Raw genomic sequence first — 13,252 nt, forward strand, 5'->3', positions numbered from 1 at the left:
ATTATCGAAGCAGAATGTACGGCTTGTTTTCGCCCATCACAAATGGAAAGAGCGCCCCGAGAGGCGCTCTTTATCTCAATGAATATGGTCGCGGTTTTACGTCGCCATTCGATCAGCTGCAGCCGCTGGTTGCGCCGCAGGTGTCGCACTTCAGGCAGGTGCCGTTGCGCACCATGGTGAAGTTCTGGCACTCGGTGCAGCTGTCGCCGGTGTAACCCTGCATCATCGACTTGATGCGACGGTCGGCTTCTAGCTTCTTTGCCGAGTTGGCGCTTTCGGCGCGGGCCGAAGCGGCGTCGGCTGCAGCCTTGTCGGAGAACAGTTCCGTTGCAGCCGAGGTTTCCTGCTGCTGTGCCGGAGCAGGAGCTGTCTGTTCTTCGAACTCACGCTTGAAAGCCGTCGCACCTTCCGTCACCAGACCGATGGTCGCTGGGCGACCAGCCGGGGTAGCACTCGACTTCAAGGTCGTGACATTCGAAGCCTGCGGCGCGGATGCCGAGGATCCCTTGGCTTCACTGCCGCCCGGCATCGTGTTGGTCACCAGTGTCGGCTTGTAGCCGCGTGTCCAGCCGGTCGAAACCAGATTGGTCTTGCCTTCCTGGATACCCTTGCCGAGCGCCGTGTTCGAGAAATCGCTGGTGTCGACATGAGCGAGATCGTTGCGGCCCAGATAGGACACGGCCAGTTCGCGGAACACATAGTCGATGATCGACGTTGCGGTCTTGATCGCGTCATTGCCGATGACGATGCCAGCCGGTTCGAACTTGGTGAAGGTGAACGCCTCCACATATTCTTCCAGCGGCACGCCATATTGCAAGCCGAGCGACACGGCGATGGCGAAGTTGTTCATCATCGCACGGAAAGCAGCGCCTTCCTTGTGCATGTCGATGAAGATTTCACCGAGGCGTCCGTCACCGAACTCGCCAGTGCGCAGATAGACCTTGTGTCCGCCGACGACTGCCTTCTGGGTGTAGCCCTGACGGCGGTTCGGAAGCTTTTCGCGCTCATGCACGATCTTCTCGATGACCTTCTCGACGATGCGTTCCGTCACCTGAACGGCACGGGCGGCTGCCGGTGCCTCGATCAGCGCTTCGACTGCATCATCTTCGTCTTCATCATCCGAGATCAGCGCGGCGTTGAGTGGCTGCGAAAGCTTGGAACCGTCGCGGTAAAGCGCATTGGCCTTCAGAGCCAGCTTCCAGGACAGCATGTAAGCGTTCTTGCAGTCTTCGACGGTCGCATCGTTCGGCATGTTGATCGTCTTGGAAATCGCGCCCGAAATGAACGGCTGCGCGGCTGCCATCATTCGGATGTGGCTATCCACCGACAGATAACGCTTGCCGATCTTGCCGCACGGATTGGCGCAATCGAACACGGCGTAATGCTCTTCCTTGAGGAACGGTGCGCCTTCGAGGGTCATCGCGCCGCAAACGTGGATGTTGGCGGCTTCAATGTCCTTCTTGGAGAAGCCGAGCGTGGGCAGCATTTCGAACGAGAAATCGTTCAGCTGTTCGTCGGTGAGTTTTAGCACGTCCTTGCAGAAATCTTCGCCCAGCGTCCACTTGTTGAAAGCGAACTTGATGTCGAAGGCGCTCTTGAGCGCTGCATTCAGGGCTTCGATCTTCTCATCGGTGAAGCCTTTGCCGCGCAGCGACGAAGGATTGACGCCCGGAGCCTGATTGATGTTGCCGTGACCGACAGCATAGGCTTCGATTTCGGCAATCTGGCTTTCCGAGTAGCCGAGCGTGCGGAGTGCTTCCGGCACGGCGCGGTTGATGATCTTGAAGTAGCCGCCACCGGCCAGCTTCTTGAACTTCACCAGCGCGAAGTCAGGCTCGATACCGGTCGTGTCGCAATCCATGACGAGGCCGATCGTGCCGGTTGGCGCGATAACGGTCGACTGGGCGTTGCGGTAGCCGTGCTTTTCACCGAGTTCCAGCGCCTTGTCCCAGGCCGCACGGGCATGGGTGATCAGGTCCTGATCCGGGCAGTCCTCGGCAATCAGCGCCACCGGGTTGACGGCGAGGCCTTCATAACCTTCCGTTTTGCCATGAGCGGCCAGACGATGGTTGCGCATGACGCGCAGCATATGCTCGGCGTTTGGTTCGTAGCTTGGGAAGGTGCCCAGTTCCTTCGCCATTTCAGCGGAGGTTGCGTAGGCAATACCGGTCATGATCGCGGTCAGCGCACCGCAGATGGCGCGGCCTTCATCGGAGTCATAAGGAATACCGGAGGTCATCAGCAGGCCGCCAATATTGGCATAGCCGAGACCGAGCGTGCGGTATTCGTAGGAGAGACGGGCGATTTCCTTGGACGGGAACTGCGCCATCATCACCGAGATTTCGAGAACGATGGTCCACAGGCGGGCCGTATGCTCGTAAGCCGCAATGTCGAACGAACCGTCCTTGTTGCGATAGGTGAGCAGGTTGATCGACGCCAGGTTACAAGCCGTATCGTCAAGGAACATATATTCCGAGCACGGATTGGAGGCGCGGATCGGACCGGCGACCGGGCAGGTGTGCCAGTCGTTCATGGTCGTGTTGTAGTGCAGGCCCGGATCAGCGGACGCCCATGCCGCATAACCGATCTTTTCCCAAAGATCGCGCGCCTTCAAGGTCTTCATGACCTTGCCGTCCTTGCGTGCGGTCAGGTTCCAGTCGCTGTCGTTTTCGACGGCGCGCAGGAATTCGTCCTTCAACGAGACGGAGTTGTTCGAGTTCTGGCCCGAAACCGTGAGATAGGCTTCCGAATCCCAATCCGTGTCATAGGTCTTGAACTGAATGTCGGTATAGCCCTGACGCGCAAACTGGATCACGCGCTTGACGTAGTTTTCAGGAACCTGGTTCTTCTTGGCCGCCCTGATTTCGCGTTTCAGGGCAGGGTTCTTCGACGGATCGAAGCAATCATCATTATCGGCTTCGCAGTTGATGCAAGCCTTCATGATCGCAGCCAGATGCTGCTTGACGATCTTGGAGCCTGTGACGAGCGAAGCGACCTTCTGCTCTTCCTTCACCTTCCAGTCGATATATTCTTCGATATCCGGATGGTCGATGTCGACAACGACCATCTTCGCGGCGCGGCGCGTCGTGCCGCCCGACTTGATGGCGCCCGCAGCACGGTCGCCGATCTTGAGGAAGCTCATAAGGCCAGACGACTTGCCGCCGCCGGAAAGCTTTTCGCCTTCGCCGCGCAGATGGCTGAAGTTGGAGCCCGTGCCGGAGCCGTATTTGAACAGGCGCGCTTCGCGAACCCAAAGGTCCATGATGCCGCCTTCATTGACCAGATCGTCAGCGACGGACTGGATGAAGCAGGCATGCGGCTGCGGGTGTTCATAGGACGACTTGGATTTGGTCAGCTTGCCGGTCTGCCAGTCGACATAGAAATGGCCCTGGCCGGGACCGTCAATACCATAAGCCCAATGCAGGCCGGTGTTGAACCATTGCGGGCTGTTTGGCGCGACGCGCTGGGTGGCGAGCATATAGGCAAGCTCGTCACGGAAGGCGAGCGCGTCTTCCTCCGAACCGAAATAGCCGCCCTTCCAGCCCCAGTAGGTCCAGGTGCCGGCTAGCCGGTCGAAAACCTGACAGGCATCCATTTCAGAGCCGTAACGCTCGTTCTGTGGCAGCGACGCCAGCGCATCCTCATCGGCGACCGAGCGCCACAGCCACGACGGAACGTCGTTTTCCTCGACTTTCTTCAGACGCGCGGGCACGCCAGCCTTGCGGAAATACTTCTGCGCAAGAATATCGGCTGCAACCTGACTGAACTGAGCCGGTACATTGATGTTTTCCAGGCGGAATACGATGGATCCATCGGGATTCTTGATCTCGCTGGTCGCAGTCCGAAACGCGATGTCCGCATAGGCCGACTGATTCTCTTTCGTGAAACGGCGTTCGATCTTCATCTTTTCCATCCAAACGTTCTATATATAGTAGCCCCAAGGGTGAGTTTCCACCATGGCCTGCCACGTACTGTCTGTACCGCGTCTCTGTTTTGAAAGCCCACCTGCGGGGAAGGGCTTCTTGGTGAGGACACCGGTAAAGATCCGGGGTCCCAAAATCCTGCTCCTGCTTCCTCTGGCGCGCAACAAAACACCCCAAGGCGGTCGGAACCATCCTCGTCAGGGCATTGCAAACCAACAAATCAGCAGATCGAGAAATACTCTATCTTGTAAGAAGCATGAGCGCAAATACTAAATCTAGTGTTAACGCTCTTTCGTCATGTGGCTGCATCTGCTTCTCCAAAGGTGGTCCGGCCCGGAAATCGGGCACGACGAAGCCCGGAGCGAAAACTACACTGAATAGCGCAACGCCCGTTCCAGAACTTGACTAACCTGAAAGAAAGACCGGCTATTCAGACGCCCGGCCACGCCACTTACGCAACGATAAGTTCATAAAAAACGACTCGGCTTCGAGCGTCAAGCATTGGTTTGTTGTAAGGCGCCTGACGCTAGATATTGTGCGTCAGCTGCTGGGGGCGAGTGTGGATAACGGGGAGAAGAGACGCTTTTGTGAACGAAGCCGGCTAAAACGCTTTTACCCCTTTTTAACCAATCCTTGAGGGCGATTATTTTGCAAAAACAGCAGGATCAGGCCGCTCGCTAATGCGAGCTTTGAGCAAAATGCGTCTTCAGGTCTCGCCATTCACGCTGCAATTGCCGAAAAATGCCGCCGTTGGAGGCTCGAGATTTTCCCCGTCGGCGTGATGCCCACGGGGATCATAAGGCTCCATGGCTGGAATAGCCGCAGGAAACGCCGCATCAAAGCCGAATGACGATGGATAAAAAGCGTTGAGGGGGAAACGACGCTGTTATTCGGCGGCGGCGACCATACCCGAATCACCAAAACGGAGAAGAATCTGCTTCAACTCGGTCTCTTCGACGCGCCGGGCGGCTTCGTCCGGGCAAACCCATTCGCAAATACGCTGATCCCGCTCCGGCCAGCTCTTTTCCTGGCCGGTAAAACGGACGGCATAAACAGCGACTGAAAACTGATTGATCCGTTCGGGTGGCATATCCATTTTGCAGTAATTATAGCTGCCAATTGGTTCGGAAGAGACATCGCCGCGTATGCCTGCTTCTTCGAAGGCTTCGCGCAAGGCTGTTTCCGCAAGCGTGCGACCGATTTGCGGCCAACCTTTGGGGATGATCCAGCGGCCCGTGCCACGGCTTGTGATAACGAGAACCTGAAGGGCATCCATTTCGCGGCGATAGACAAGGGCCGCAACCTGCTGCAAACGACCAGAAGGCGTGAGAATACGCTTTTCCGTTGCAATAAGTTGTTTGGCTGCCGACTTCACTGCTGGGTTCCCTCTTTTCCTTAAAATGGAACGATTCGTCAAAATAACAACTGATCAAATGCGCAACAGTTCTTACAAAGGGCCAAAAAAGTCCTTTATTTTAAAGCCGCTATTAAAATACAGGGGAGGCGTCTCGTTTTCGAACGCCGAACCTGAGCGCGATCAGCGTCATTTCATCTATTTTCTATAGCACGTGAATACGGCAAAAATATCCTTTTTTTGCTTTCGCTTTCTTTCGTTTTCGCACGTCCTTGAAAAGCCTCGTGGTTTTTTGAGAAAGTACCGATTATGCAGTCGGTCTCGGCTCGAAACAGCCATAGAAATAAAAAATGCCAGCCGGTGAGGCTGGCATCTCCAATTTACTATCGCGTGTTAGAGCGCGCATCCTGTCTGAAAACGGTTTCACACTTTTCGGGATGCGCTCTAAGCGAAGACTATCCGCGCTTGTCGCCTGCAATCGGTTCCAGATAAGTGTAGCCCATATCCCAGGGGAAATAGATCCAGGTGTCCTGCGATACTTCGGTCACGAAGGTATCAACCAGCGGACGGCCTTTCGGCTTGGCATAAACCGTTGCAAAATGTGCCTTCGGCATCATTTCGCGCACGATAGCGGCGGTCTTGCCGGTATCGGTAAGGTCGTCGACGACGATCACGCCTTCGCCGCCATTTTCCAGCAGCTGTTCGCCGATGCCTTTCAAGATCTGCATTTCGCCCTGCGACGTGTAATCGTGATAGGAGGCAATGCAGACGGTTTCGATAAGGCGGATGCCGAGTTCACGGCAGATAATGGCCGCAGGCACCAGACCGCCGCGCGTAATCGCGACGATTGCACGCCAATCGCGCCCCATGCCGGAAATGCGCCATGCAAGCGCGCGGGCATCGCGGTGGAACTGATCCCAGGACACGGGAAAGGCTTTATCGGGCAAGGACATCGAAACGCTCCATGGAACAGTCCGTGGGCTGTGGCCCACAGACTGGCTAAACCAAAAATGCGCGATGACCACCGTCAAGCGCGCTGAACTGTGTAGACCTTCGCTTTCGCCATCTGCGCCCGCCATCAAGGGGGCTGCAATACGATGAAAAGGTTTCTTCAACCCGGCACAGTCAGCGCCGGGTAGTGCTGATAACCGCAAAAACACTGATCTTGCAAGTCTGTTATGGCTTGAAGGGGCTTGATGCGACGAATTGGGGATAATTGCTCGCTAGAAATGAGCGGACATGTCACCGCGAAAACAGTGTCAGAACGGGGAGATCATTGAGCATCGAGCGCGTTACGCCACCGAAAACCAGCTCGCGCAGGCGCGAATGGCTATAGGCGCCCATGACGAGCAGATCGGCACGTTCCGCAACGATGTGCTCCCGCAGCGCATCCTGCGCATAGCGTCCATGCGAGGCGAGCGGCGTAACATCGACCTCAATGCCATGGCGGGCGATGGATTCGGCCAGTTCGGTTCCAGCGAGCGCTTCGTCCTCGCCCTCGGCTTCCGGTGGATCGACCCAGACGATTTCCGTTCGTCCTGCCTGTTTCATTAGGGGCAGCGCATCGAAAGCGGCGCGCGCCGCTTCCCGCTTGCCGTTGAAGGCAACGACGATCCGGTCCAGCGACAATTGCGGCAAGACTGGCGCGTAAGGCACGAGCAGCACCGGGCAGCTTGCATTGAAGACAATCGTGTCGGCGGTTTCGTCATTGGTAGCCGGATCATCCGGGTCCGGCTGACCCGCGACCAGCAATTCGGCGCCGAGACAGGAGGTCAACACACCGTCAGCGGCGGTACCGGTTTCCGAGCGGGTGATACGGAATTCGAAATGCGCATCCTGTCTGCGCATTTCTTCTTCAAAGGCGTGTTTCAGCCGCTCGGAGAGTTCCTTGTGCTGCTTGTCGTGCAGCTCGAACATGCCGGGATCGATAAAACCGTTGGGATCGGCATAGACGATAGGAGAGGGGATGGAATAGAGGCCGATGACATGAAGATCGGGGACTTTTCGCATCAAAAGCGCGACGGCGGATAGTACCCGCTTCAGCTCGGCCTCGCTCCTGGAATAGGCAACCACCGTTTTGTAGGTCATGACCGATCTCCTTCCAGCTGTGTTTCTATTTTAGCATAGAAAGCAACGCGTTGCGTAGGCAAAAGGTTGCAAGGCATAAAGACATGTCAGCTTGCGCCGGAAATAATCAGTTCAGCAATCATTGCTTCTATTTCGACAGCCGCGGCGTCAATTTTCTGCGGATCGCTGCCGCGCACCACAAGCTCGGTGCTAAAACGCCCATTTTCGAATTTTGGATAGGATCCGATGATCGTGTCGGGGTTCTGCCTCTGGATTTCAGCCAGCGGCGCGCCGATGACGCCTTCGCCGAAAGGGCACAGCACCGCGCGCGACAAGAGCTTGCGGCCGGTCCGCAATGTGGGGATTACATTGTCCAGCATGGCCTGAAAAACGGAGGGAACGCCCGCCATCACATAGACATTGCCAATATGAAAGCCCGGTGCGGCAGAAACCGGATTGTCGATATGTTCCGACCCCTGCGGCATACGGGCCATGCGCTTGCGGGAATCGGTGAATTCCAGACCGCGCCGCGCATAATTGTCGCCGAGAAGCTTCATGGCCTTTTCATCATAGATGCAGGGCACACCAAAGGCTTTTGAAACGGCGTCGGCGGTGATGTCGTCATGGGTCGGCCCAATGCCGCCAGAAGTGAAGACATAATCAAAATTCGGACGCAGGGCATTGAGCGCGGCGACAATGGCGTCTTCCTCGTCCGGCACGATGCGCACTTCCTTGAGATCGATGCCCACAGCTGTCAGCAGATCGGCGAGATGCCCGATATTCTTGTCCTTGGTGCGCCCGGAAAGAAGTTCGTCGCCGATGGCGAGCATTGCAGCCCTGACGGCCTGCTGCGAAGTGTCGGTCATGCCCAGACTCCATTTCAATTTGGCGACAGTTAAGCCTCAGGCGCACCGCGCCGCAACCGGTTTGTCGCAAAAGACAAAATGTTCCTCCCGTGGGCCATCTTTCCAAAATGAAAATGCTCTCTAGTTGAGTGATTGCGGAAAAGGGGTTCCGTAAAATCGAAAACGGAGACGTCAGATGGTAAAAGTTCTGGTGCTGTACTATTCGTCCTATGGACATATGGAGCAGATGGCCAAGGCTGCGGCCGAAGGTGCGCGCGAAGGCGGCGCAGAGGTCACGATCAAGCGGGTGCCCGAACTGGTGCCGCTCGAAGTCGCCAAGGCTTCGCATTATAAAGTGGATCAGGACGCACCCATCGCATCGCCGAACGATCTGGTCGAATATGACGCCATTATATTGGGCACGGCGACCCGCTATGGCATGATGGCTTCGCAGATGAAGAATTTTCTCGACCAGACCGGTGGCCTGTGGGCTAAGGGCGCGCTGCTCAATAAGGTTGGCTCGGTGATGGTTTCAACGGCGACGCAACATGGCGGTGCGGAACTGGCGCTGATTTCGGCGCAGTGGCAGTTGCAGCATCATGGCATGATCATCGTGCCGCTTTCCTATGCCTATCAGGGGCAGATGGGCAATGATGTGGTGCGCGGCGGGGCGCCCTATGGCATGACGACGACGGCAGACGGCGATGGTTCGCGCCAGCCATCGGCGCAGGAACTGGAAGGCGCACGTTTTCAGGGCAAGCGCGTCGCTGAAATCACCGCCAAACTGCACGGGTGACGGCATTTCATCAAAACAAAAGCCGCTGGGAAAACTCGGCGGCTTTTGCATGAAAAATTGTGGTGCGGTCGGCGGGACTTGAACCCGCAAGCCTAAAAGGCGACGGATTTTAAGTCCGTTGCGTATACCAGTTTCGCCACGACCGCAGCGACAGGATTTCTATGTCATGATTTGCGCGTCGATTTCAAGACAGAAAGCTTGCCAGCAATAACAGCTGAATTATCGAATATCCTTATGTTCTAAAATAGAAAAGCGGTATGATCGGCGTGTTTTCCCGGCCATGAATTTGATCGGTTCGCGCCAGATGCCATTATTTCCGCAAAAGCCTGTCAGCTGACGAATTTTGGATATGACAAGCTGTCAGGAATGATTTACGCCTACAGATGGACCGCTACGCGGCGGTCCGGGGCGTAGCAACCCCTTATATCACTCAGCGGTTGGTGTCACCGAAAGACGCCGAACCTTCGTCCTTTATGGTCAGGGTGCTTGCGACGTATGTCCAAGCTTCTCTGAAGCCAAAGGTCGTGAGGCCGTCTGAGTGCGGTTGCTAACACCCTGATCACCAAAGATCGAAGGGCACAATGCGGGGGCGTACCGCGAAAGTGCTTTGGGGGCGTGACTGGTATGGCAGATACTGTAACCTATTACACAATCACCTATGATCATGTTCAGGATTGGTGCGGCGGATTTTTCCGCCAGGACCAGCGCGCAGAAGCCGAGGCCGCGCTTCGTTTGATGCATCGCGAAATACGGAGGGAACGGTCAGTTTCGTGGCAGGCGCTTTACCTCGAAGAAATAACGATCCCGCTTCCAATTAACGAAGCCGTTCTGTTCGAACTCCTGAATGACGGTCCGCTGGTCGTCTTCGGAGACCGCAAGATCGTCAATATTTATTACGTTGGTTAGAGACGTTCCCTTCATCCTTGTTTGCATGGGCAAACCCGTATAGCGATAAGCCCTATCGAGTAGGAATGAAGAGAGTTTCAGTATGACCGCCTTCGTCAAATCCGTGGCTCAGGCCGAAAAGGCAATGCGTGCGCTTTTCCCCGAGACGCAATTGCAGCTCAACGATTATCTCTCCCGCAAATATGGTGCAGAGATTTGGTTGAAGCGCGAAGATCTGACGCCGGTGCGCTCCTACAAGATTCGTGGCGCTTTCAATTTCATCTCCAAGGCAGTGAAAACGACCGATGAGAACGTCGTGTTTGTCTGCGCTTCGGCAGGCAATCACGCGCAGGGCTTTGCGTTCGTCTGCCGCCATTTCGGTCGCAAGGGCGTTGTTTTCATGCCGGTGACGACGCCGCAGCAGAAAATCGACAAGACCCGCGCTTTCGGTGGTGAATTCATCGAAATCAAGCTCGTCGGCGATATTTTCGACGTCTGCTATGCTGCTTCGCAGGAATTTGCGGCCAGCAACAATGGCGTCATGGTGCCACCTTTCGATCATCCGCGTATTGTGGAAGGTCAGGCGACCGTCGCGCTGGAGATCGCACGACAATTGCCGGAGGGCAAAAAGCCGGATCTGGTTTTGTTGCCGGTGGGCGGCGGCGGGCTTTCCGGCGGGGTGACGCAATATATTTCCGATCTTGGCTGGAAAACCGCGTTTCGCTTTGTCGAACCGAAGGGAGCGGCAAGCCTGCAAGCCAGTCTGGAAGCGGGCAAGCGTATCAAGCTTACCCATGTCGATAATTTCGTGGATGGCGCGGCTGTCGCTGAGATTGGCAAGGAAAATTTCAAGCTTCTCAAAGGCTTCGACGCGAAATCTGTCATAACGGTTCCGGAAAATCGCCTCTGCGCGACGATCATCGAAATGCTCAATATCGAGGGCGTGGTGCTGGAACCAGCAGGCGCTTTGGGCATTGACGCGCTGAAGGATTTCAAGAAAAGCGAAATCAAGGGCAAGCGCATCGTGATTGTCGTTTCGGGTGGCAATTTCGATTTCGAACGCCTGCCGGATGTTCGCGAAAGAGCGCTTCGCTTTGAAGGTTTGAAGAAATATTTCATTTTCCGCTTCCCGCAGCGTCCGGGCGCATTGCGCTCGTTCCTTGATCTGCTGGGGCCGGAAGATGACATCGCCCGCTTCGAATATCTGAAGAAATCCGCCCGCAATTTCGGCTCGGTGCTGATCGGCATTGAAACGAAGGATGCCGCGAATTTCAAACTTCTGGAAAAGAAGTTCGGCGAGGCCGGTTGGGCTTATCAGGACATTACGGACAATCAGGTTCTGGCTGATTTCATCATTTGAACCGAAGCCAAGCGTCTGAATCAAAAAGGCGAAAGGCCATGGCGAAAATGGTGATTTCGAGAACCGGAGCGGAGCGTACTTTTGGGTACGTGAGCCTAGGTAAGCGCAGAAATTGCCATTTGCAGACCGGCATGACGGCTTTTGGATCACGCGCGAAAACGAAATCATTTGCTTTTTCGCTCAAACCACCCCATATGGGCGGCAGGCGCATGGGCCGACGTTAGTTGTCGGCTTTCCCGGCATTGGACTTGTTGCGTCACACCTTCGTCTTCTGGAATGGTCTGGAAGCGGAGTGGACCTGAGATTTGCTCGGGCACGGCTGCGCAAGTCGCCAGGGGTTTTCCCGGCGTCCCGTCGTTATCATAAAAATGGATTTGGCTCGGGCAAGTTGCGCTTTCCCGGCATTGAAAGCGGACCGCAAATGTGCGGTGCCGCCGAAAGAGATTGAATTGACAAATGAAAATACGGGCGGCTTTGCCGCTCTTGGCGTCACCGGCGTTTTGCTCAAAGGTGTCGAAGCTGCTGGCATGACCGAACCCAAGCCGATCCAGACGCAGGCTATCCCGCCGCAGCTGGAAGGCAAGGACATTCTCGGTATTGCGCAGACCGGCTCGGGCAAGACTGCTGCTTTCAGCCTGCCGATCCTGCAAAAGATCATCGGTCTTGGCGATAAGCGCCGCCCGAAGACGGCGCGCGCGCTTGTGCTTGCACCAACCCGCGAACTGGCCGTCCAGATTGAACAGACGATCCGCAACGTTTCCAAGGCCGCGCATATCTCGACGGCGCTCGTGCTTGGCGGCGTATCGAAGCTGACGCAGATCAAGCGTATCGCACCCGGCATCGACGTGCTGATTGCAACGCCGGGCCGCCTGACGGATCTGATGCGCGAAGGTCTGGTTGACCTTTCGCAGACCCGCTGGCTGGTGCTCGATGAAGCGGATCGCATGCTCGATATGGGCTTCATCAACGATGTGAAGCGCATCGCCAAGGCAACCCATGCCGACCGTCAGACCGCGCTTTTCTCGGCAACCATGCCAAAGGAAATTGCAGCACTCGCAGGCAGCCTGCTTCGTGATCCAGTTCGCGTGGAAGTTGCGCCGCAGGGCACGACGGCTGCCGAAATCACCCAGGTCGTGCATCCTGTGCCGACCAAGGAAAAGCGCCGCCTTCTGTCGGCTCTGTTGGCGGATAAGAACATGCGTTCGGTTATCGTCTTCACCCGCACCAAGCATGGTGCGGATGCGGTCGTGCGCCACCTTGAACGTGACAAGTTCGACGTTGCGGCCATTCACGGCAACAAGTCGCAGAATGCCCGCCAGCGCGCGCTGAATGGTTTCCGCGACGGCACGCTGCGAATTCTGGTTGCAACCGATATCGCTGCGCGCGGTATTGATGTTCCCGGCATCAGCCATGTGGTCAACTACGACCTCCCGGACGAGCCGGAAACCTATGTACACCGTATCGGCCGCACCGGACGCAATGGCGCCAGCGGTGCCTCGATCACCCTGTACGATCAGGCGACCGAGGATTCGAAGCTGCGTGCAGTGGAACGCGTGACCCGCACCAAGCTTCCGATCAAGGATGCTCCGGTCAAGCTTGCACCGGCACCAGCAGCAGCACCGCGCATTTCGATTGTGGGCGAGGACAAGCCGCAGAAGACGCAGCACCGCAAGGGCCCGTCACCGCAGCAGCATCGTCGTCCAGCGCAGAAGCCGGGCGAGCATCGTTCAGGCAATCACGCTTCCACAGGCGGCCATGCCAATGCGACTGGCGAAGCGGCACCAAAGGCAAAGCGTCCATTCCGTCGTAAGCGCCGCAACGGCAATGGCGGCGGCGGACAGCGCGCTGCCTGACCTCTCGCAGAACATCTTTTACAAAAGCCGCCCATTTCGGGCGGCTTTTTCTTTGGAACCGCTTTTTTGTGGTTTGAGTTTGCGGGTTGTCTTGGAAAATTATTCCATCCTTCCTTGAAGGGCAGGGCGGTTCCTCATACTTTCCGGGCAAACAGCTCGGCCCAAGATG

The 13,252-nt window shown here is 56.3% G+C and carries 9 protein-coding genes and 1 tRNA gene; 4 read left to right on the forward strand and 6 right to left on the reverse strand.

From position 1 onward, the window contains the following. Positions 1-112: 112 nt before the first annotated feature. The 5 genes from JAU75_RS01825 to JAU75_RS01845 all read right to left on the reverse strand — a co-directional run bounded on the left by JAU75_RS01825 (position 113) and on the right by JAU75_RS01845 (position 8,210). A complete protein-coding gene (locus tag JAU75_RS01825; RefSeq protein WP_199054106.1) occupies positions 113-3,904 on the reverse strand; it encodes a vitamin B12-dependent ribonucleotide reductase in 3,792 nt (1,263 codons plus the stop codon). Positions 3,905-4,809: 905 nt separating this feature from the next. Next, on the reverse strand, positions 4,810-5,298 hold the full coding sequence (locus JAU75_RS01830) for an NUDIX hydrolase (protein WP_199054108.1): 489 nt from the start codon (positions 5,296-5,298) through the stop codon (positions 4,810-4,812). Positions 5,299-5,732: 434 nt separating this feature from the next. Continuing rightward, positions 5,733-6,230, reverse strand: coding sequence for a xanthine phosphoribosyltransferase (gene gpt / locus JAU75_RS01835; RefSeq protein WP_078340451.1), 498 nt, complete (start codon positions 6,228-6,230; stop codon positions 5,733-5,735). 289 nt (positions 6,231-6,519) lie between these two features. After that, positions 6,520-7,365 (reverse strand): universal stress protein, encoded by an 846-nt coding sequence (locus tag JAU75_RS01840; protein WP_199054110.1) that lies wholly within the window; start codon positions 7,363-7,365, stop codon positions 6,520-6,522. Positions 7,366-7,451: 86 nt separating this feature from the next. After that, entirely contained in the window at positions 7,452-8,210 is a 759-nt protein-coding gene (locus JAU75_RS01845; RefSeq protein WP_199054113.1) for a competence/damage-inducible protein A, read from the reverse strand. A 175-nt stretch (positions 8,211-8,385) separates the two neighbouring features. Here JAU75_RS01845 and wrbA point away from each other — a divergent pair, with 175 nt between their 5' ends. After that, on the forward strand, positions 8,386-8,985 hold the full coding sequence (gene wrbA, locus JAU75_RS01850; RefSeq protein ID WP_199054116.1) for an NAD(P)H:quinone oxidoreductase type IV: 600 nt from the start codon (positions 8,386-8,388) through the stop codon (positions 8,983-8,985). Positions 8,986-9,045: 60 nt separating this feature from the next. On the opposite strand, the gene JAU75_RS01855 is transcribed toward wrbA, so the two are convergent. Continuing rightward, positions 9,046-9,131: transfer RNA gene (locus JAU75_RS01855), tRNA-Leu, on the reverse strand. A gap of 478 nt (positions 9,132-9,609) precedes the next feature. On the opposite strand from JAU75_RS01855, the gene JAU75_RS01860 reads away from it, so the two are divergent. The 3 genes from JAU75_RS01860 to JAU75_RS01870 all read left to right on the forward strand — a co-directional run bounded on the left by JAU75_RS01860 (position 9,610) and on the right by JAU75_RS01870 (position 13,083). Continuing rightward, a complete protein-coding gene (locus JAU75_RS01860) occupies positions 9,610-9,891 on the forward strand; it encodes a hypothetical protein (protein ID WP_199054118.1) in 282 nt (93 codons plus the stop codon). A gap of 82 nt (positions 9,892-9,973) precedes the next feature. After that, positions 9,974-11,230, forward strand: coding sequence for a threonine ammonia-lyase IlvA (gene ilvA, locus JAU75_RS01865; protein ID WP_199054120.1), 1,257 nt, complete (start codon positions 9,974-9,976; stop codon positions 11,228-11,230). 368 nt (positions 11,231-11,598) lie between these two features. Next, positions 11,599-13,083, forward strand: coding sequence for a DEAD/DEAH box helicase (locus tag JAU75_RS01870; RefSeq protein ID WP_199054122.1), 1,485 nt, complete (start codon positions 11,599-11,601; stop codon positions 13,081-13,083). Positions 13,084-13,252 lie beyond the last annotated feature (169 nt).

Origin of the sequence: Ochrobactrum sp. Q0168 (assembly GCF_016427605.1) — a bacterium.
Lineage (GTDB): Bacteria > Pseudomonadota > Alphaproteobacteria > Rhizobiales > Rhizobiaceae > Brucella.

Coding starts and splice junctions, on each gene's coding strand:
- JAU75_RS01860 (WP_199054118.1), top strand. CDS start 9,610: ATGGCAGATACTGTAACCTATTACACAATCACCTATGATCATGTTCAG.
- gpt (WP_078340451.1), bottom strand. CDS start 6,230: ATGTCCTTGCCCGATAAAGCCTTTCCCGTGTCCTGGGATCAGTTCCAC.
- JAU75_RS01825 (WP_199054106.1), bottom strand. CDS start 3,904: ATGAAGATCGAACGCCGTTTCACGAAAGAGAATCAGTCGGCCTATGCG.
- JAU75_RS01845 (WP_199054113.1), bottom strand. CDS start 8,210: ATGACCGACACTTCGCAGCAGGCCGTCAGGGCTGCAATGCTCGCCATC.
- JAU75_RS01840 (WP_199054110.1), bottom strand. CDS start 7,365: ATGACCTACAAAACGGTGGTTGCCTATTCCAGGAGCGAGGCCGAGCTG.
- JAU75_RS01870 (WP_199054122.1), top strand. CDS start 11,599: ATGGATTTGGCTCGGGCAAGTTGCGCTTTCCCGGCATTGAAAGCGGAC.
- wrbA (WP_199054116.1), top strand. CDS start 8,386: ATGGTAAAAGTTCTGGTGCTGTACTATTCGTCCTATGGACATATGGAG.
- ilvA (WP_199054120.1), top strand. CDS start 9,974: ATGACCGCCTTCGTCAAATCCGTGGCTCAGGCCGAAAAGGCAATGCGT.